Here is a 20,100-nt window from a genome sequence, read left to right on the forward strand (position 1 = left end):
TGGAATCCAAATAAACAGTGGAAGCAGAAGCAACTCATCCTCAGTTCTCGGAGTTAAACAACTTCTGTCCCAAACTCAGTGCTTAAAGGTTGTGTTAGTTAGTTTTTACGACAGGTAACCAAACCTCAAATACTGCATTTGCTGGATTAGCATCAAGATAAAGCTCGATATCAGGTCCATTTGCATATTCGTACCCTGAACTTGGAAGCCAATCGGTGACGATTTTTTTCTCTAACTCTTGAATTGCTTGAGGCATAGCTCCTTGCCCGGAAAAGATTGCCCAAGTGAAGGGGGGCACAATGTATTCTTCCATATTTTCTGGTACTGCTTGATCACTAGCGACAGCGATATAATAAGATAGTTCTTTGTTATTTGACACTTCTTTTTTATCTTCAAAATCAGATTCAAATCCTACACTGACACCCATTATGCCTTTTGGTTCTTGAGTCATTAGAGGGATTAGTTTCTCTAGGGTGCCATCTGTTGCAACTTGCTGCCAAAACAGTGGCGTTTCTTTAAAATTTTCCTCAATGTCTGTAGATAGTGCCTTCTTTGCTCCGATAATTCGAAAAGCTTCTTTTGTTTTAATGCAATATTCCATCTCTTCATCTCCTTTGATTGTGATGTGGAATTTGATTCTAGGATATGAGGTTAATAGGCTGCCTTCTTGTTGTGCTTGAGAAGGTGTGATATTGTGTTGTTTTTTAAATGCGCGAGTAAATGAGTTAGGGGACTCATAACCATATTTAATGGCGACATCAATGACTTTTGCCCCTTGTTGTAACTCAACACCAGCTAATGATAGCTTTCTACGACGAATGTAAACAGCCAGTGGTACGCCGACCATATAAGAAAAAACGCGTTGGTAGTGATAGGTAGAGCAACGTGCAATAGCTGCCAAATGCTCAAAATCGATTTCGTCTGTTAAGTTTTTTTCAATGTAGTCTAGTGAATTTTCCAGTCTAGTAACCCATTCCATTGTAAGATCAACTCCTGATTTTATTTTATACTAATTAAACCAAGTGTACCTCACTTTCTCTGCCCAGAAAAGAGAGGCTAGAGAAATGTCGTTGTATACTTGACTTTCAAGTGCGGTATAAGCTTTATACTATAAAAAAGGTGGTGAACAAATGCGATACAAAATCAATGAGTTTTCCAAAATGACCGCTATTCCTAAGTCCACACTACGTTATTACGATAGAGAAAGATTGTTGATTCCGTCATTAAGAGATCAAGAGAATGGTTATCGTTACTACGATGAAATAGATTTTAAACGAGCAAACCAACTGACGTTATTAAGAAATAGCGAATTTTCGATCTCAGAAATCAAAGAAGTCTTGTATGGGCTTGAAGAAGAAGCGGATTTAGCCTATTATTTAATTGAAAAAAAGGCATTTATTTTAGAAGAAATTTATGAAAAAGAGCGATTGATGAAAAAAATCGATCAGATGATTACACTAAGTGAAACAGGTGATTGTGAACAAGAGTACGTCGTTAAAACACAAACTAAACCAATGCAACGTGTGATCACTAGGACTTGTACTTGCCCATTTGATGAAATGGGACCGGAAGTGAATTGCTTATATGAAGCAGCCAAAGAAGCTGTTAGCGGTGAGTTGTTTACTAGTCAACAAGAATTATTGAATGAAAAGATACAGTATGAAATTGGCATTCCCGTTAGTCGCATGATTGAAAGTAAAGCGGTTAAAAATGAAATTTTTCCTGAAATGACGGGGATTCAAACACTTCATTATGGTGATTACCAGGAGATTGGACAGGCGTATAAAGTGTTGATCGATTATGCAGAACAACATCAGTTACAAACAAATTTTGCGTTTATCAGCACCTTTATTAAGGGAAGTGGCAAGAAGTTCAAAGGGAATCAGGCAAAATATATCACGGAAATCTTTTTACCTATAAACTATTCTGGAGGAAGTAACAATGAAATTTGAGTGGAGAAAGCAAGAGAAAGAACTGTATTTACCTAAAACAAAACCGACGGAAATTGTAGTGCCAGAACAGAAATTTTACACGTTATCTGGAGCAGGCGATCCTAATGGAGAACCGTTTTCACAGGAAGTCTCGGCCTTGTATGCCATGTCTTACAGTATTAGAATGTTATCGAAAAAAGGTTTGGCTGGCAAAGAACCGTTTGAATATACGGTTTATCCTATGGAAGGGATTTGGACATTATCTGATGAAGCAGTGGCGGAGGGTAGAGCCTTCAACAAAGCCGATTTAGTCTACAAGATCATGATTCGGCAACCTGACTTTGTAACCGAAGCACTAGCGTTAGCTAATTTAGAACAAGTGTCTAAAAAGAAACCAAACCCAAATAATCAAAACATAACATTTGAACGGATCGAAGATGGTAAATCTCTTCAAATGCTGCATCTAGGTTCATATGATGACGAAGCGAAGACCTTTGAAGTAATGGAGCGATATTGTGAGGAACATCAGTTGCATAGAACGACATTTGCCCATAGAGAAATCTATCTGTCTGACCCTAGAAAAGTGGTGCCAGAAAAAATGAAGACAGTTTTGCGGTATTTTGTTGAGTAAATGATAAAACGAATGAGAGGTGTCTGGGATATAATTCTGCGAGTTATGTCCCAGACACCTCTCATTCGCTTTTTTAGTTAAGTGTTTTTTTGTAAACATGGGCTTCATAATCAGAAAGAAGCATTTGTTTGGTTAAGGGCTGCGTTTTAGTTGTTGCTAATACTTCTTTCCAAGCAGAACAATCCAAAGTATCTGGTAATGAAACAGTTGTCTGTTCGCGAGCCAGCTGAACTAAAATGAGCCATTGTTCGGTCTCAGTTGTACGTGTATAACTAAAAACAGTTGGGTGTTCAGGCAATAGTAATTCGAATTTACCGTGAATGAGCGCGGTGGTTTCTTTTCTTAAACGAATCAGCTCTTGATAATGGTGGAAGATACTGCTGCTTTCAAGCTCTTTTTGCGCTGCATTGATCATGCGGTAATTTTCGTTAACTTGCAGCCAAGGAGTGGCGGTTGAAAAGCCACCATGTAGTGTATCCTCCCATTGAAATGGCGTGCGGCTATGATCTCTAGACCAATTCACTGCAATCGCCAAAGCGTCCTCGCTTTTAGTCCCTTGAGCCAATAATGTTTGATAAAAATGAATCGTATCTGCTCCATCGATTTCTTCGATCGAAGTGAAGGGATAATTTGTCATACCCACTTCCTGACCTTGATAGATGAACGGTGTTCCTTTTAACAAAAGTAAAACTGTGGCCAGCGCTTTAGCGGCTTCAGGAGAATCATCACCGTAAACTGAGACACTGCGAGGTGTATCATGATTTTCCAAGTATAGAGCATTCCAACCATGATCAGCAAGACTTGTTTGCCATTGGTTTAGGGAATTTTTCAAATGTGAAATAGATCCTTTTTGATACCCGGGTTCGCCAATTCGCTCGCAGTGTTCCAATTCGAAAATCATGTTGAAATACCCGTTATCGCCCGTCCAGTCAGCCGCCTCATGGTGAGGCACTCCGCTTGCTTCCCCGACCGTCATAACCTTGTATTCATCGAAAATCGCTTTTAATTCCTGTAAATAAACTTCAATGCCCGAGACATTCATAAATGGTGCCCATTGATTATCTGTAATGTTAAAGTCCCAAGGTTCTTTTTGGATATGGCTGATCGCATCAATACGAAAACCGTCAATGCCGAGATCAAGCCACCAGCGAATCATCTGATAAATATCGTGGCGAACTTTTGGATTTGTCCAATTCAGATCGGGTTGCTCTTTAGCGAAAACGTGAAAATACGATTGCTTCGTTGTTTCATCATATGTCCAGGTGGAGCCGCCAAAAAAGGATTGCCAATTATTGGGTGGGCAGTCCTTGGTAGCATCTGTCCAGTGGTAATAATCTCGATAAGGGTTATCTAGTGATTTCTTTGACTCTAAAAACCAAGGATGCTGATCACTCGTATGGTTGACCACCAAATCCATGATGATCTTTAAATCCAAACGATGAGCTTCCTTTAGTAATGCCTGAAAGTCCTCCATTGTACCAAAATCTTCGTGGATTGCTTGGTAATCAGAAATATCATAGCCGTTATCAATGTTTGGTGAAGCATAAATCGGGTTGACCCAAATGAAATCAATACCCAACTCTTTTAAATAGGGTAGCTTTTCTCGAATCCCGTTAAGATCGCCTATCCCATCGTGATTGCTGTCTTTAAAACTACGTGGATAAATTTGATAGCCCACGGCATTTTTCCACCAGCTATTTTGTTCTACTGTACTGACTTGTTTTGTTTGAGTAGCTGAATTAGGCATGAGTCTTTCCTCCGAGTTTGATCACGAAGGCTTCGTAAGGTGCCAAAGTTCTATCTAAAAGGTTGTGGTACTCATTTTCAGTGTTGGCAATAATTGTTTTTTCGGCTGGTTTATCCAATGAAAATGTTTGTTCTTGATCTGAAAAATTACAAACGATCAGCCAACTTTTTCCTTGGTAGTGACGATAGTAAGCAAAAACGTCAGTTGCGGTATCTTCTAGTAATTCAAAGCTGCCCCAAACGATCAGTGGATGCGTTTTACGTAATTCGATTAGTTTTTGATAGGTATAAAAGATCGACTCTTTATCAGCTAAAGCTTGTTCAACGTTGATTTCATGATAGTTTTGGTTAACATCGATCCAAGGTGTACCTGTTGTGAAGCCGGCGTTTACTGTATCGTTCCATTGCATAGGGGTACGAGCGTTATCTCGTCCTTTGGCGTTGATCGATGCCAAAATTGCTTCTTCTGGATAGCCTTTTTCGATTCGATCCGCATACATATTTTTACTCTCGATATCTTCCACTTCTGCAATATCTTGAATGATGCGGTTGGTCATCCCGATTTCTTCGCCTTGATAAATATAAGGAGTTCCTTTTAACATGTGCAATAAAATCGCCAACATTTTAGCGCTTTGAACACGATACGTGCTGTCATTTCCCCATCTTGATACGATGCGAGGTAGGTCGTGATTATTCCAGAATAAAGAATTCCAGCCCTGATCCCCAAGTTCTGTTTGCCATTTGGAGAAAACTTTTTTTAGCTCGGTAATTTGTAAAGGACGTAGATCCCATTTGCTTTTGCCAGGTTCTTCATCTAATCCGACATGCTCAAACTGGAAGACCATTGAAAGTTCATTTCGTTTGGGATCAGAATATAATTTAGCGATTTCAGGTGTTGCGCCCCATGTTTCACCAACGGTTAATAAGTCTTTGTCGCCGAATGTTTTGGTATTCATTTCGTGTAAATAGTCATGTAGTTTTGGACCATTACCAGTGATTTTTTCATCGGGTATCTTGCCAACAAGATCAATCACATCCATCCGGAAGCCTCCGATTCCTTTGTCGATCCAAAAGTTCATCATATCGTAAATTGCTGTGCGTACATCAGGGTTTTCCCAATTCAAATCTGGTTGCTTTTGGCTAAATAAATGCAGATAATATTCACCACTGGACTCGTCTAACTGCCAAGCAGAACCTAAAAATGTTGACTCTAAGTCATTAGGCGCATTTCCGTCATGCCCCTCTCGCCAAACATAGAAATCACGGTAGGGGTTTTCTTTTGATGTACGCGATGCGATAAACCAGGGATGTTCATCACTAGTATGGTTGACTACGAGATCCATAATAATCTTGATGTCTCTTTGCTGAGCTGCTTGGATCAAGTGATCCATGTCAGCCATTGTGCCGAATTCGGTCATGATTTGTTCGTAATCACTAATATCATAGCCGTTATCATCGTTTGGTGAACGGTAAACAGGGCTCAGCCAGATGGCGCTGATTCCTAGTTTTTTCAAATAGTCCAACCGTTGGATGATACCAGCTAAATCACCTATCCCATCACCGTTACTATCTTGAAAACTCCGTGGATAAACTTGATAAACGACGGCTTCCTGCCACCAATGAGTGTTTGTTCCCTGATGTGTCATTTTGTTCAGTCCTTTCTATGTTGTCTAGTGATACGGCAAAGCCGTATGGTGCAAGTTCAATAATATTTTTATCTAATGAGTGCATTTGTGTTGAAAATAGAATATGTTTCTTTTCCAAGTAAATAGGCGCCTGCCCTGTATTGAAAATACCGTGGAGCATTTTTCCGTCGTATTCGTAAGCGAAGTCGATAAGACCAGTTTTTTCATTGGTTTCCAGCCAACGTAACTTCCCTTCAGATAAAATCGGTTGATGTGCTTTTCTAAAGGCGATCAAAGTTTTAACGAATTCGTACATCTCTAAATCTTGTTGTTCACCTTCCCAAACCATGCATTTACGACAATCAGGATCGCCTGCCCCGTCCATAGCATATTCATCACCATAATAAAGACAAGGAACGCCTTTTTGTAGATAGGTGAATGCCAGAACTTGTTTCATTAGCGCTTTGTTATTCTGAGCGATTGTCAACAAACGTGGTGTATCGTGGGAATCCAGCACATTGAACATAATTTGGTTGGTTTGTTCACGATAAAGCATCAGTTGATGGTTTAATTCAGATACCATTTTACTTAAAGGGATGGTTTGGTAGACAAAATAAGAAAGAATCGCATCTGTAAAGGCGTAGTTCATAACAGCGTGAAATTCATCCCCCTGAAGCCAAGCTTGGGAAGAATGCCAAATTTCCCCTAAAATATAAATATCTGGTTTGGCTTCTGTACAGACATCATGAAACTTACGCCAAAAGCGATGATCGACTTCGTTAGCGACATCTAGGCGCCACGCATCGATATCGAATTCTGTGATCCAGTAACGAGCGATGTCTAATAGATACGCTTGCACTTCTTTATTTGCCGTATTTAATTTCGGCATATGTGGAGTGAAGGCGAAAGTATCGTACGAAATATCATCGGAAAATTCAAAATTAGCGGTTGGTGTGTAAGTAACTGGGAATTGATGGATATGGAACCAGTTAGCATAAGCTGAATTTTCGCCATGTTTGATGACATCTTGCCATTGAGGTGAAAAATCCCCCATGTGATTGAAAACGGCATCTAGCATCACGCGAATTCCACGTTTGTGACACTCTGCAACGACTTTTTTAAATAGTTCCTTATCTCCGAAAGCTGAATCGATCTCAAAATAATCGATTGTATCATACTTATGATTGCTGGCGGCTTGGAAAATCGGACAAAAATAGATGCCGTTGATGCCAAGGTCTGTCAAGTGATCCAGATGGTCTAAGACACCTTGTAAATCACCACCAAAAAAGTCATCACGTCCTGGATGTTCTTTGCTGCCCCAAGCAAGTGTACCTGCTGGATCATTCGTCGGATCCCCGTTGGCAAATCGTTCAGGGAAAATTTGATACCAAATGGTTTCCTTTACCCACTGTGGTGCTTTAAAGCGGTCAGCTTCGTGAAAATAAGGAAGTTTGAAATAGTTATTGGCTGCTTTTAAGGTTGTTTCTTGATAGGGAAAGAAGCCGTGATCGCCATAAAATAGGATCGTTCCATCCATACCTTCGATCTTAAAAGCGTAACTTAGGCGTCGGAACGGTGCGGATGTCTCGACTGTCCAATAATCATGGGTGGTAGTTGATAAGTATTTTTCCATTGGTGTTGTTACATTAAACCATTCGTTATGTTCGAGTTGATACGGATCACCATTCAATAGCTCAACATTTTTGATATCACCTCTGCCAGTTCTTAAGCGGATATGCATTTTGTCGGATGTATATAAATAAGCAAATTCGCTTTCTGGCTGGTGATGGATCGCTGCAGTATTCATCTAATTTGTCCCCCTATAATCGACTTAGTATTTTTTCTAGTTAGACGTTTCTAAAAACCACCCATATTATGCCACATAAGAAAAACGTTTTCAATGTATTTTTCGCAATCGATTGCATTTTGTTTTAGTCGACCCGTTATTTACTAGGGAAATAGCGGAAATTACTAGTTAAAGAACCTTTATTTTCATTTGAACATTCTAATTGTTGTTTAAACAATGTTTGTTTAGTTGAGAGAAGGGGAGTTCTTTGACTAGTTTATTGAGAAATGAAAATTATTTTTTTGCTTTTTTTAGTTTTCTCTTGACATTTTACGCAAACGATTGCACAATGTATGAGAATAGATCATTAAAAAATTCCTGGGAGGAACAAAAGATGAAAAGAAATATGAAAAAGCTTTTGACATTAGGAGTAACAATGACGGCAGCAGGATTTGCTTTAGCAGCGTGTGGCGGAGGCTCGACAGACAAAAAAGCTTCTGATGGAAATGAAAACGCTTCTATAAAACTGTGGGTAGATGTAGCGTTTGTTGATACGTATAAACCATTAGTAGAACAATTTGAAAAAGAGCATAAAGATTGGAAAGTGACGATCAAGCCGAGTGAATCTGCCTCAGCGCAAGAAAACTTGAAAAAAGATCCTAGTGCTGCAGCGGATGTTTTTATGATGCCTCATGATCAATTAGGACAAATGGTCGATGCTGGAATTATTTATGCAAATACAAAATATGAAGATAGTGTGAAAGAAAATAGTACTGAAAGTGCAGTCGCAGCAGCGACTTATGATGGGAAGTTATATGGTTATCCCTATGGCGTGGAATCACAAATTTTATACTATAACAAAGGGAAATTAGCGGAAGATGATGTGAAAAGTTGGGAAACATTAACATCAAAAGGCAAATTAGGTGCGAACTTTGGTGAAGCTGGCGCCAACTATATTTTCACTCCGTTATTTATGTCAAACGGGGATGAATTATATGGTAAAGATGGCGAAGATATCAATGGGACCAACTTCAACAACGATCAAGGTGTACAAGTCTTAAAATGGATTCGTTCACAAAAAGACAATCCTGGTGTGGTGCAATCAAATGCTGACGCGCTTTCTAACTTAGGGAACGGTAAAATCGATGCTTATCTATCTGGTCCGTGGTCTAAATTGGATGTAGAAAAAGCTTTGGGTGATAACTTTGCAGTAGCGCCTTATCCAACGGTTGATTTAGGTAATGGTGCAGTGCAACAAAAAGCCTTTTTGGGAGTTAAATTATTTGGCGTTAACGCTTCAACGAAAAGTCCTGTAGCTGCAATGGCCTTAGCTGATTTCTTAACGAATAAAGAAAATCAATTAACTGTTTTTGAAAAAAATGGTACAGTGCCAGCTAATAAAGAGGCGCAAACAGACGGCAAAGTGACCTCTGATAAAGTAGCTGAAGCTGTAATGACGATGAGTGATGCAGATCATTCAGTAGTAATGCCGAAACTTCCAGCAATGGTGACCTTCTGGGGACCTGTGGAAGCTGTGATCAATGATACGTATAACGGCAAAATTGCGGAAGATCAATACTTGCCGAAATTGGATAAATTAGTAAAAGATACCAGTAAATCAGATAAATAAACGTTAGAAACTATAGCTAAAATAGCGGCTAAGTAATGATGGTAAAACGTATAGCGTTTTTACTATCATTACTTAAGTCGCTTGATTTCAAAGAAGAACAGGAAGTGAAATGCTATGAAACTAAAGTCAAAATCGGAAGGTCAGCTCACGTTTAGAGAGTTGTTTAAAAAAGGCGATACACCGATCAAGCTTTCGTATATTTTTATGGGAACAGCTAATATTTTGAATGGACAAATCATCAAAGGGGTGGCATTTTTAGCGCTGCAAATCGGGTTTGTGGCATGGCTCGTTGTGAATGGCTTTCATGCATTGTCAATGCTGCAATCATTGGGAACCAAAGCGCAAGGTTGGGTCATGGATGAGTCGTTAGGGATCGAGGTACAACAGCCGGGCGACAATTCGATGTTGCTGTTATTATTTGGGATCGCTGCAATTATTTTGATTTTACTCTTTATTTTTCTTTATATCGTCAATCTGAGAAGTGCCCGTAAAATTTTTGCCTTGAAGCAGGCGGGCCAACCTTTGCCAACGCTGAAGGAAGATCTAAATAGTTTGTTGAATGAAAAATTCTATATTACGTTGATGAGCATTCCGTTGTTAGGTGTACTAGCCTTTACGATCTTGCCGCTGTTGTATATGATTTCGATTGCATTTACGAGTTATGATCATAATCATTTGCCGCCTAAAAATTTATTTCATTGGGTCGGTTTTGCTAATTTCAGCAATGTGATCACAGGAGATATTGCGGGGACCTTTTTCCCGGTGCTTACTTGGACATTGATTTGGGCCGTTTTAGCAACAGCAACCACTTTTTTCTTTGGTATTCTGTTAGCATTACTGATCAATGAGAAAGGTGTTAAAGGGAAAAAAGTTTGGCGGACGATTTTTGTGATCACGATGGCGGTACCGCAATTTGTCAGCTTGTTGTTGATGGCGAACTTATTCAATGGTTCAGGACCAGTGAATGCAATGCTGCAAAATTGGGGCTTGATCGATCAGCCGATTCCGTTTTTGACAGATGCTTTATTGGCCAAAGTTACGGTTATCTTCGTTAATATGTGGGTTGGGATTCCGGTCACGATGTTAGTAGCGACAGGGATCATTACTAATTTGCCGACCGATCAAATCGAAGCAGCCGAAATTGATGGCGCTAATAAGTTTCAAATCTTTAGAAATATCACGTTCCCGCAAATCTTGTTTGTCATGGCACCTAGTTTGATCCAACAGTTTATTGGGAATATCAATAATTTCAATGTGATTTTCTTGTTAACTGGCGGACAACCAGCGAATAGTAATTTTCATTCTGCTGGTGAGACTGACTTGCTAGTAACGTGGTTGTATAAATTAACCGTAACAGCCGCCGATTATAATCTTGCATCGGTAATCGGAATCATTATCTTTGTACTTTCAGCTGTCTTCTCCTTATTTGCTTATACACGAAGCAGTTCATTTAAAACGGAAGGGGCGTAAACAAGCTTATGAAATCGAAAAAAAGAAACCATTTAGGCCTACATTATACGTTGTTGACGATTTTATCGATTGTCTGGATCTTTCCAATCGTTTGGATTGTTTTGACTAGTTTTAGAAGTGAAGGCGGAGCCTTTGTGACGTATTTTATACCTAAGCAGTTTACCTTTGAAAATTATAAAATGTTGCTGACAAGCTCGACTTATCCGTTTGTTCAATGGTTTTTAAACACGTTGTTTGTAGCGATTTGTAGTTGTATTTTATCAACATTGATCACGATTGCAATGGCGTATTCTTTAAGTCGTTTGCGTTTTAGAGCGCGCAAGCCGTTTTTGAAATTAGCGTTAGTGTTGAATATGTTTCCTGGTTTTATGAGTATGATCGCTGTTTACTATATTTTAAAAGCGATGAATTTAACTGGTAGTTTGTTAGCCTTAATTTTAGTGTATTCTTCTGGAGCGGCTTTAGGCTTTTATATTGCAAAAGGCTTTTTCGATACGATTCCGATGGCATTAGATGAATCAGCTATGATCGATGGCGCAAGCAAGTTTGAGATTTTTACAAAAATCACATTGCCATTAAGTAAACCGATCATTGTTTATACAGCATTGATGGCCTTTATGGCGCCGTGGATGGATTTCATTTTTGCGAAAATCATTTTAGGCGATAACGTCAATAAATATACAGTTGCGATCGGTCTGTTTACGATGCAAACCAAGGATAAAATCGATCAATACTTTATGGCGTTTACAGCTGGCTGTGTTTTGATTGCGGTACCGATTACGTTACTGTTTATCTTTATGCAGAAATATTATGTAGAAGGAATTACCAGTGGTTCTGTGAAGGGATAGGATGGAAATGCTTTTTTTACGTCTGTCTTTGAGTATAAGGAGAAGGTTCACCTTCAATCACATTCGCAATCTCCACAGCTAATGTTTCTCTTGAAATAGGTTCGTATCCTTGAACCAGTTTTCTAATTCCGGGTATCACTTTAAGCAGGTTGATCCCAAAGGCACTAATAACAGAAAAATAATGCTTTTTATCCACAACTAAACTAGGGTAAATAATCACATGTTGTAGGCTGCTTGCTTTGATCAGTTGTTCGGCTTGCAGTTTAGCATTCATATAATTTCTTAGAGGGAACGGGGCGCTATTGGCAGATATAAATAAGAAATGTGCCGCCGAATTATGCGTGTTTAAATAATCCAGAATTAGTTGGACCGGCGTTAAAATAAAGCGATCATAGGTAATTCCTTTACGAGGATGCTCGAAAAGAATCCCGATAGTATCGATGACCCAATCAGCTTGTTGGACAGCTTTGTGCCAATTGGTATCGTTTAGGATATCCGAACGAACCCAACGGACTTTTTTAGACCAAGAACTGGATAGGTCAGTAGGCTTTCCGTGACGTGAAATGCTGGTTAGGTCATGTCCTCTGTTAACCAGTTCTTCAGTCAGTTTTTGCCCGATAAAACCACTTCCGCCGAAAATAGTTATATTTATCGTCTCCACCTGCTTTCGCTATGTAATATAGTTAGTTTAGCATTATTTTCCGAAGGAGAAAAAGAAACAGTACGCTGAAGCATCTAGCATACTGTTTCTTTTTATTTAATTGTTACTGTGACACCGAAATGATCGCTAACAACAGGTGTCTGTTTCCCGTCGAAGAGGATCTGATAATTGGTAATCGCTAATTCTGGGGAAGTGAATATATAGTCGATACGCAATTTCTCCTGATTTGCTCCCCAACCATCAATGGCCTTTTCAACAGTATGTTCACCAGATTTTTCTGCTGCAGCTAAAAAGCTATCTTGCAACTGTAACGGACTGTTTAGCACTAGATCATAACCAGTTTTGGCAAGTGATGCAGGATTATTGAAGTCTCCCATAAACAACAACGGTGTTGTGTGATGTTGTAAGGCGCGCTCAGTTTTCTGCCATTCATGTTTAAAACCACCCGATTCTAACCACCAAGAATAATGACAACAAACTGCAGTGATTGCTTGCTCAGCTAGTTTTGTTTGACCGATCAGGATAACTCTTGTGCGGTGGTCATTTGGATCTGTTGCTTCGGAAACGAGGACAATTTCAGGGGTGATTGGCTGCTTTGAAAGTAGGGCGACCCCTTCGTGATAAGTTGAGTAACCAATGTGATTGTAAGCCCAACTCCAGTGGTAGTCGTGTCCTTGTTCCTTTAATTGTTGTACCAATAAATGAGCGAAGTTATCTTCATGGATCGGCTGTTGCTTTTCAGTTGGGTGGAAATTATGGGTTGAAATGGCTGGTAAGCTGTCCATGCGTTGGTTGACTTCTTGTAAGGCGATCACCTCATAGTCTGCTTTGATGATTTGATCGGCTAATTGTTGTAATTTTTCTAAGGGCTGTTCTTCTAACCAGCTGTGAGTATTCAACGTTAGTATGTTCATAGTTATTTCCTCCTGTGATTATAAAAACAAGGTCAGAGTAAAGCTCTATAAGCTTTACGCCGACCCTGTTTAGACTGTTGTTTGTGTTAAATATCTAATCGTCCGATAACAGTTCCAGGATCTTGTTTACCAACTGCATCTAAATGGAAAGCATTGATCTTTTCGCCATTTGTAAAGACCACGATCATCGTTGTTTGTTTACCATCGGCTTTGATTTTATCCAAATCAGCAGTGGCAATCGTATCGCCTGCTGTGACCTTTTGGCCTTCGGTAACATGGATCGTAAAGGCTGACTCTTTCATTTCGATCGTATCAAGTCCCATATGGATCAAGACTTCAATGCCTTCGTCTGTCTGAATCCCTAATGCGTGTTTTGATGGGAAGATACTGCTGATCACGCCATCGATTGGTGCGTAAATCGTTGAGTCTTCTGGGATAACGGCGAAACCATCGCCCATCATTTTTTGTGAAAAGACAGGATCATCGACTTGCTCGATAGCGATCACCTCACCATTTGCGACAGGTACAATTGTTTTGGTGATACCTAGATAATCCGTTGTACTTGTTGGTGTATTCATTGTTTCTGTTTGTTGCGATACAGGTATTTCGACGCCGGAATCTAGTAAGTCTTGAATATCTGATTTTAACACGTCGGCTTTCGGTCCGTAAACTGCTTGAACGCCGTTATCTTTTACGATCAGCCCCATAGCGCCTGCTTTTTTCCAAGCTTCTTCGGTTCCAACTTTATTTTTATCTGTAACACTGACGCGTAAACGAGTCATACAAGCATCAACGTCTACGATATTTTCTTTTCCGCCTAATAGATGAACAATATCGATAATTTGAGGATCGATTCCGTTAATGCTTTGAGTGTTGCTTGTTTCAGAAGGTGTTTGGGTTTCGTTGTTATCATAGTTGCCGTTGCGGCCTGGTGTTGCAAAGTTGAATTTTTTGATCATGAAATTGGCGATAAAATAAGTTAGGACGCCAAATGCAATCGTGCAAAGGACGAAATTTAATAAATCCCCACCTAATCCGGCTTTGATTGCAAGGGGTGTTCGAGTCAATAATTCGATATTTCCGAAAGAGTGAACACGTAGTGCAACGATATCTGCCATAGCAAACGCTGCTCCTTGAATAATGGCGTAAACGACATATAATGGAACCGCCGCAAACATAAACATGAATTCTAAAGGTTCAGTAACACCGGTTAAAAATACAGCTAGAGCCGCTGAAAGATACATTGATTTATAACTGGCACGTTTATCTGCATCAACATTTCGGTACATGGCAAGGGTCATACCCATCAAAATACCAGAAGCGCCGATCATTTGGCCTACTTTGAAGCGAGCAGGTGTCCAGTTGGCTAAAACAAAATTATATTGTGATGTGTCGCCAGCCCCTTTTAGATTGACTAAGTCAGTTGCCCAAGCTAACCATAAAGGATCTTGTCCAAAAACTTGCGTTCCTGCTTGTGCACCAGATAAAATTTCGTAAGTTCCGCCTAGCTGTGTATAGTTGATCGGAATCGTCAACATATGATGTAAACCAAACGGTAATAGCAAACGTTCTAAAGTTCCGTATAAAAATGGTGCTAAAACTGGGGCCGTATCTTGAGACTGAGCGATCCAAAGTCCAAAATTATTGATACCTGCTTGAATATAAGGCCAAATAATGGCTAAAAGGATTGCGACGATTGTTGACCAAAGAATCACAACAAATGGCACAAACCGTTTGCCGTTGAAAAATGAAAGTGCGTCAGGTAATTTACGGTAATTATAATACTTATTAAAGGCCATCGCGCCAACGAAACCAGCGATGATTCCAACGAAAACCCCCATATTTAATGCGGGTGCTTCCAAAACACTTGTGAAAAAGCCTTTGACCATGATTTTAGTGCCGAATAAGGTATGCGTAAAAGCTTTGTCATCTGCCAACATGGCACTCGTAACGCCAAAAATCGATCCTGTGATGCGGTTGATCAAAATAAATGAAAGTCCAGCAGCGAAGGCGCCTCCTGCGCGCTCTTTTGCCCAACTTCCTCCAATTGCAAGTGCAAACAAGATATGCAAGTTGCCAATAACGGCCCAACCGATATTTTCAATAACTCCCCCAGTTGTTGCTAGGGCTGCCCAATCAGGATTAATCAACGGAATGGTTTTGCCGATACTGATCATTAACCCTGCGGCAGGCATAACGGCAATGACGACCATCAGTGCTTTACCAAACTTTTGCCAAAATTCAAAACTCAATAATTTTTTCATCTTTTTTCTCTCCTTTGCAAAAATTGCGCAATCGATTTCGTTGATTGTAGTATAAAGCAGATTTTTATGTTTGTAAACCCTTAAGTACGATCACTTTGTTTTCATTATCAATAAAAGGATAGTATCATTAAAGATAAAGAAATTCTAATTGTTAAGGTGTAATCCATAAATAAATAATTGACAATGCAATCGGTTGCGTTTATTATGATGTTAAGAAGCGAACCATTTACAGGAGGAGATAAAATGAATCACTTATTTGAAATAGACCCATGGAAAATCGCAACACATCAATTAGCACGAGACGAACGCCGTTTGCAAGAATCGTTAACTTCAATAGGAAACGGTTATATGGGGATGAGAGGGAATTTTGAAGAACAGTATACAGGAGATCATCATCAAGGGACTTATTTAGCAGGCGTTTGGTATCCTGACAAAACAAGAGTCGGCTGGTGGAAAAATGGTTATCCAGACTATTTTGGTAAAGTGATCAATGCAGTGAATTTTATAGCCATGGATATTTTTGTGAATGGTGAAGCGGTTGATTTAGGGATTCAAGCAGCAAAGGATTTCTATTTAGAATTGGATATGCATAACGGGTTGTTGACTCGGACCTTTGTTATTGAAGTTGGCGAGACAAGTGTTAAATTCCGTTTTGAACGTTTTTTAAGTATTGTTCAACAAGAGCTAGCGGCGATTCGAGTAACGGCGGAAGTGCTTGCAGGGACGGCGGATATTCAGATCATCTCAAAAATTGACGGTGATGTTCGAAATGAAGACAGCAATTATGATGAGATGTTTTGGGAAGCACAACAGTCAGGTTTTGAAGAGACAATTGGCTTTTTAACGACTAAAACGATTCCCAATTCATTTGGTATCGAGCAATTTAGCGTGACTGCTGCAATGAAACATGTAACAGAAGCTGAAGTGGGAATTGTGGAAACAGAACCATTGAAAGTACAACAGGCATTTCAAACAACGCTACAAGCAAATGAAACGATCACGTTAGAAAAGCAAGTAATCGTTTTAACTAGTCGTGATCTTCCAGAAGCGGAACAACAAGGAAAAGCCGTTCAACTGTTGCAAGAAAATACGAAGACGTTTGCTGAATTATTAGACGAGCAAAACGCAGCTTGGGCAAAACGTTGGGCGCTGGCTGATGTTGTGATCGAAGGTGATGATGCCGCACAACAAGGGATTCGTTTTAATTTATTCCAATTATTTACAACGTACTACGGTGAAGATGAACGCTTGAATATTGGACCAAAAGGCTTTACTGGTGAAAAATATGGCGGTGCCACTTATTGGGATACTGAAGCATATGCTGTTCCATTGTATTTAGCCATAGCTAAACCAGAAGTAACTAAGAACCTCTTGAAATACCGCTACAACCAATTAGAGCAAGCAAAACACAATGCTCGTCAACAAGGGTTAGCTGGTGCTTTATATCCGATGGTGACCTTTACTGGTATTGAATGCCATAATGAATGGGAAATCACGTTTGAAGAAATCCATCGAAACGGAGCAATTGCCTATGCAATCTATAATTACGTCAACTATACAGGCGACAAAGAGTATTTAAAGAACGAAGGACTGCAAGTTTTAACGGAAATCGCGCGCTTCTGGGCAGATCGGGTTCATTTTTCTAAACGTACTGGAAAATACATGATCCATGGCGTGACTGGACCAAATGAATATGAGAACAATATCAATAATAACTGGTACACAAATACGATTGCAACATGGGTGCTGCAATATACGTTAGAGAATTACGCTCAATACAAAGCAGAAACACCAGTCGAAATTACTGAAGCAGAGCAAGCTCATTGGCAAGCAATTATCGAAAATATGTACTATCCTTTTGATGAAGAATTAGGTGTTTTTGTCCAACATGATACCTTCTTAGATAAAGACTTAATGCCTAGAACGGCATTAACATCAGCGGATCTTCCGTTAAATCAGCATTGGTCTTGGGATCGGATTTTACGTTCTTGTTTTATTAAGCAAGCAGATGTGCTACAAGGGATTTACTTCTTTGGTGAACGCTTTTCTCGAGCTGAAAAAGAACGGAACTTTTTATTTTATGAACCAATGACGGTCCACGAATCTTCTCTATCACCAAGTGTTCATGCGATTTTAGCAGCAGAACTTGGAATGGAAGAAAAGGCAGTGGAAATGTATCAACGTACGGCTCGCTTAGACTTGGATAATTATAACAATGATACAGAAGATGGCTTACACATTACCTCGATGACGGGTAGCTGGCTTGCAATCGTGCAAGGATTTGCTCAAATGAAAACAGCTGGTGAAACCTTGAGTTTTGCGCCATTTTTACCAAGTACTTGGTCAAGTTACGCCTTTCATGTGAACTATCGTGAGCGCTTATTATATGTGACGGTAGATAAAGAAAATGTCCGCTTGCAACTAGTAACGGGCGCAGAGCTGCCAATTACGTTATATGGCAACAAATTCGTTTTAGCAGACGAATTAGTGATTGAAATGGAAAAGGTGAATGAAGATGTTTAAAGGGGTACTATTTGATCTAGATGGTGTTTTAACCGATACAGCCGAATACCATTACCAAGCATGGCAACGTTTAGGGAAAGAAATTGGGATCACGATCGATCGAGCATTCAATGAAGAATTGAAAGGTGTCAGTCGTGAAGATTCGCTGAAGTTGCTTTTAGCTCATGGCGGACGGACAAATGCGTTTGATTCAGAGCAATTTGCTGAATTAGCGCAGCGGAAAAATGAGTATTACGTTGAGATGATCCAACAAGTCGGTCCAAAAGACGTTTATCCAGGGATTTTAGACTTGTTAAAACACTTAAAAAAAGAAGAAATCAAAATCTCGTTAGCTTCTGCAAGTAAAAACGGACCATTCTTATTAGAAAAGATGGCATTGATGTCTTATTTTGATGGGATTGCAGATCCAGCAGAAGTAGCGAAAGGCAAACCAGATCCAGAGATCTTTCAATTGGCAGCGGAAAAAGTTGGTTTAACAGCCGCTGAGTGTATTGGGATCGAAGACGCTAAAGCGGGGATTCAAGCGATCCTAGCAAGTGGTGCCTTGCCAATCGGTGTTGGGCGTCCAGCAGATCTGGGAACAGATATTGTATTGGTTGCCTCTACAAAAGAATTGACGATCGAGCTTTTGACTTCTGTATGGCAAACAGCAAATAAAGGTTGAATGAACGGGGAATGCGTTTAAATAAAAAAAGACGATAGCAACGAAGTATCAATCTGTGGTATTATTTTCTACGATAGAAGGATTTATAATTAACCGTGAAAGGAGTGGAAAAGATGACGATTACAGTTAAAGATGTTGCCAAAAAGGCTGGAGTAGCCACATCTACGGTTTCCAGAGTAATCAATGATCATCCCAGCATTTCAGATGCTACAAAGAAAAAAGTCTATAAAGTAATGGAAGAAATGGGGTATGTGCCTAATATTGCTGCTCGTAATCTTGGTAAACGTTCTTCGGGAGCTGTGGGCGTGATTTTGCCACCGTTGGATTCTCGCGAGCGGATGGGGAATCCATTTTACTTAGAAATTATTGAGTCGATCAATGATGAAGCCCGTAAGCATAGCATGACGACAGCGATTGCCACGGCCCAATCCTTTGATACCTTATTGGAAAATGTCCAGCTAATGCATCGACAAAAACAAGTTGACGGCTTTATCCTGCTCTATTCAGATAAAGATGATCCCGTCATTGACTACTTATTCGAAAATCAAGTACCATTCTCATTGATCGGTCAACCTTATACGAACGAAGATCAAGTGATCTATGTAGATAATGATAATCAATTATTGGGAAAACATGCTACGGACTATCTAATTGAAAATGGTCATAAAAATATCTTGTTTATTACTAATACAACGCATGAAAATGTCTATTATGAACGCTATTTCGGCTATCAAAAAGCGATGATGTTGGCTAATTTAACGGTGTTGCCTTCTGTCGATATGGAGCAACCTGAGGATTATGTAGCGTTTGAACAACTATTAAAAGAAACTAAAGCCACGGCGGCTGTTGTAATCGATGATATCTTTGCAATGAGAATGATTCAATTAGCGCAAATGTATGGTTATCGCGTGCCAGACGATTTTTCGGTGATCAGTTTCAATAACTCGATTTATGCTACCTTAGTTCACCCTTATTTGACGAGTATTGATATCGACATTGCAGAACTTGGAAAAATGGGCATGCAGAAGCTGATCGAATCATTGCAGGAAAAAGAAGCGACAGGCGTCCGAATGGTGATTCCCCATAAGTTAATTAAGCGGGAGACAGTTCTTTCGTTAAAATGATTAAAGATATATATAAATAGGTATCATTCAATTTTATTGAATGATACCTATTTATATATATGATAGAATATTTTTTTCCTATAGCGGAGATAGAATATGCTATATTAACGTATAATAATCCAGTTAATACCTACATCTTTACATGGAAGCTATATCTGGAATAAATTTATAATTGATGATAAGACTTTAGGTACTGAAAATTAAAAAATTGATAGTATAGTATTGACTGATAGATACTCTAACACTCTATAATACTAGATGAAAAAATCTTAATATAGATGGA

The 20,100-nt window shown here is 39.4% G+C and carries 15 protein-coding genes; 8 read left to right on the forward strand and 7 right to left on the reverse strand.

All coding sequences use genetic code 11. From position 1 onward, the window contains the following. Window positions 1-94 precede the first annotated feature (94 nt). Window positions 95-979 carry an AraC family transcriptional regulator gene (locus ATZ35_RS06535; RefSeq protein ID WP_208930031.1) on the reverse strand — a complete coding sequence of 295 codons (885 nt, stop codon included), beginning with the start codon at window positions 977-979 and terminating at the stop codon, window positions 95-97. A 151-nt stretch (window positions 980-1,130) separates the two neighbouring features. Here ATZ35_RS06535 and ATZ35_RS06540 point away from each other — a divergent pair, with 151 nt between their 5' ends. Then, entirely contained in the window at window positions 1,131-1,952 is an 822-nt protein-coding gene (locus ATZ35_RS06540) for a MerR family transcriptional regulator (RefSeq protein WP_208930032.1), read from the forward strand. Further along, window positions 1,942-2,562, forward strand: a complete 621-nt coding sequence (locus tag ATZ35_RS06545) for a GyrI-like domain-containing protein (RefSeq protein WP_208930033.1) — start codon at window positions 1,942-1,944, stop codon at window positions 2,560-2,562. Before ATZ35_RS06540 ends, ATZ35_RS06545 begins: the two co-directional genes overlap by 11 nt. Window positions 2,563-2,635: 73 nt before the next feature. On the opposite strand, the gene ATZ35_RS06550 is transcribed toward ATZ35_RS06545, so the two are convergent. Genes ATZ35_RS06550 through ATZ35_RS06560 form a run of 3 tightly spaced genes read right to left on the reverse strand, consistent with a single transcriptional unit; the run spans window position 2,636 to window position 7,740 of the window. After that, entirely contained in the window at window positions 2,636-4,309 is a 1,674-nt protein-coding gene (locus ATZ35_RS06550) for a glycoside hydrolase family 13 protein (RefSeq protein WP_208930034.1), read from the reverse strand. Further along, window positions 4,302-5,954, reverse strand: coding sequence for an alpha-glucosidase (locus tag ATZ35_RS06555; protein WP_208930035.1), 1,653 nt, complete (start codon window positions 5,952-5,954; stop codon window positions 4,302-4,304). The genes ATZ35_RS06550 and ATZ35_RS06555 overlap by 8 nt, the downstream gene beginning before the upstream one ends. Further along, window positions 5,875-7,740: a glycoside hydrolase family 13 protein gene (locus ATZ35_RS06560; RefSeq protein ID WP_208930036.1), complete on the reverse strand. Its 1,866-nt coding sequence runs from the start codon at window positions 7,738-7,740 to the stop codon at window positions 5,875-5,877. Before ATZ35_RS06560 ends, ATZ35_RS06555 begins: the two co-directional genes overlap by 80 nt. A gap of 373 nt (window positions 7,741-8,113) precedes the next feature. On the opposite strand from ATZ35_RS06560, the gene ATZ35_RS06565 reads away from it, so the two are divergent. The 3 genes from ATZ35_RS06565 to ATZ35_RS06575 all read left to right on the forward strand — a co-directional run bounded on the left by ATZ35_RS06565 (window position 8,114) and on the right by ATZ35_RS06575 (window position 11,667). Then, window positions 8,114-9,349 carry an extracellular solute-binding protein gene (locus ATZ35_RS06565; protein ID WP_208930037.1) on the forward strand — a complete coding sequence of 412 codons (1,236 nt, stop codon included), beginning with the start codon at window positions 8,114-8,116 and terminating at the stop codon, window positions 9,347-9,349. Window positions 9,350-9,463: 114 nt separating this feature from the next. Continuing rightward, complete coding sequence (locus ATZ35_RS06570; RefSeq protein ID WP_208930038.1) at window positions 9,464-10,819, forward strand: carbohydrate ABC transporter permease; 1,356 nt, start codon at window positions 9,464-9,466, stop codon at window positions 10,817-10,819. A gap of 8 nt (window positions 10,820-10,827) precedes the next feature. Further along, complete coding sequence (locus ATZ35_RS06575; protein WP_208930039.1) at window positions 10,828-11,667, forward strand: sugar ABC transporter permease; 840 nt, start codon at window positions 10,828-10,830, stop codon at window positions 11,665-11,667. Between the two features lie 16 nt (window positions 11,668-11,683). On the opposite strand, the gene ATZ35_RS06580 is transcribed toward ATZ35_RS06575, so the two are convergent. The 3 genes from ATZ35_RS06580 to ATZ35_RS06590 all read right to left on the reverse strand — a co-directional run bounded on the left by ATZ35_RS06580 (window position 11,684) and on the right by ATZ35_RS06590 (window position 15,506). Further along, complete coding sequence (locus ATZ35_RS06580; RefSeq protein WP_208930436.1) at window positions 11,684-12,319, reverse strand: NAD(P)-dependent oxidoreductase; 636 nt, start codon at window positions 12,317-12,319, stop codon at window positions 11,684-11,686. Between the two features lie 101 nt (window positions 12,320-12,420). Continuing rightward, window positions 12,421-13,242, reverse strand: a complete 822-nt coding sequence (locus tag ATZ35_RS06585; RefSeq protein ID WP_208930040.1) for an endonuclease/exonuclease/phosphatase family protein — start codon at window positions 13,240-13,242, stop codon at window positions 12,421-12,423. Between the two features lie 86 nt (window positions 13,243-13,328). After that, window positions 13,329-15,506, reverse strand: a complete 2,178-nt coding sequence (locus tag ATZ35_RS06590) for a PTS transporter subunit IIBC (protein WP_208930041.1) — start codon at window positions 15,504-15,506, stop codon at window positions 13,329-13,331. 183 nt (window positions 15,507-15,689) lie between these two features. Here ATZ35_RS06590 and mdxK point away from each other — a divergent pair, with 183 nt between their 5' ends. The 3 genes from mdxK to ATZ35_RS06605 all read left to right on the forward strand — a co-directional run bounded on the left by mdxK (window position 15,690) and on the right by ATZ35_RS06605 (window position 19,817). Further along, window positions 15,690-18,029 (forward strand): maltose phosphorylase MdxK, encoded by a 2,340-nt coding sequence (mdxK, locus tag ATZ35_RS06595; protein WP_425250082.1) that lies wholly within the window; start codon window positions 15,690-15,692, stop codon window positions 18,027-18,029. Continuing rightward, the gene (gene pgmB / locus ATZ35_RS06600; protein ID WP_208930437.1) at window positions 18,022-18,693 is read left to right on the forward strand and encodes a beta-phosphoglucomutase; all 672 of its coding nucleotides are present in this window, start codon (window positions 18,022-18,024) and stop codon (window positions 18,691-18,693) included. The genes mdxK and pgmB overlap by 8 nt, the downstream gene beginning before the upstream one ends. Before the next feature lie 113 nt (window positions 18,694-18,806). Beyond that, window positions 18,807-19,817 carry a LacI family DNA-binding transcriptional regulator gene (locus tag ATZ35_RS06605; protein WP_208930043.1) on the forward strand — a complete coding sequence of 337 codons (1,011 nt, stop codon included), beginning with the start codon at window positions 18,807-18,809 and terminating at the stop codon, window positions 19,815-19,817. Window positions 19,818-20,100: the final 283 nt, after the last annotated feature.

The organism is Enterococcus rotai, from assembly GCF_001465345.1.
GTDB classification, from domain to species: domain Bacteria; phylum Bacillota; class Bacilli; order Lactobacillales; family Enterococcaceae; genus Enterococcus_L; species Enterococcus_L rotai.

Bases quoted from the DNA above. Each gene is read 5' to 3' on its own strand.
- ATZ35_RS06535 (WP_208930031.1), bottom strand. From the start codon at position 979: ATGGAATGGGTTACTAGACTGGAAAATTCACTAGACTACATTGAAAAA.
- ATZ35_RS06540 (WP_208930032.1), top strand. From the start codon at position 1,131: ATGCGATACAAAATCAATGAGTTTTCCAAAATGACCGCTATTCCTAAG.
- ATZ35_RS06545 (WP_208930033.1), top strand. From the start codon at position 1,942: ATGAAATTTGAGTGGAGAAAGCAAGAGAAAGAACTGTATTTACCTAAA.
- ATZ35_RS06550 (WP_208930034.1), bottom strand. From the start codon at position 4,309: ATGCCTAATTCAGCTACTCAAACAAAACAAGTCAGTACAGTAGAACAA.
- ATZ35_RS06555 (WP_208930035.1), bottom strand. From the start codon at position 5,954: ATGACACATCAGGGAACAAACACTCATTGGTGGCAGGAAGCCGTCGTT.
- ATZ35_RS06560 (WP_208930036.1), bottom strand. From the start codon at position 7,740: ATGAATACTGCAGCGATCCATCACCAGCCAGAAAGCGAATTTGCTTAT.
- ATZ35_RS06565 (WP_208930037.1), top strand. From the start codon at position 8,114: ATGAAAAGAAATATGAAAAAGCTTTTGACATTAGGAGTAACAATGACG.
- ATZ35_RS06570 (WP_208930038.1), top strand. From the start codon at position 9,464: ATGAAACTAAAGTCAAAATCGGAAGGTCAGCTCACGTTTAGAGAGTTG.
- ATZ35_RS06575 (WP_208930039.1), top strand. From the start codon at position 10,828: ATGAAATCGAAAAAAAGAAACCATTTAGGCCTACATTATACGTTGTTG.
- ATZ35_RS06585 (WP_208930040.1), bottom strand. From the start codon at position 13,242: ATGAACATACTAACGTTGAATACTCACAGCTGGTTAGAAGAACAGCCC.
- ATZ35_RS06590 (WP_208930041.1), bottom strand. From the start codon at position 15,506: ATGAAAAAATTATTGAGTTTTGAATTTTGGCAAAAGTTTGGTAAAGCA.
- mdxK (WP_425250082.1), top strand. From the start codon at position 15,690: ATGCAATCGGTTGCGTTTATTATGATGTTAAGAAGCGAACCATTTACA.
- pgmB (WP_208930437.1), top strand. From the start codon at position 18,022: ATGTTTAAAGGGGTACTATTTGATCTAGATGGTGTTTTAACCGATACA.
- ATZ35_RS06605 (WP_208930043.1), top strand. From the start codon at position 18,807: ATGACGATTACAGTTAAAGATGTTGCCAAAAAGGCTGGAGTAGCCACA.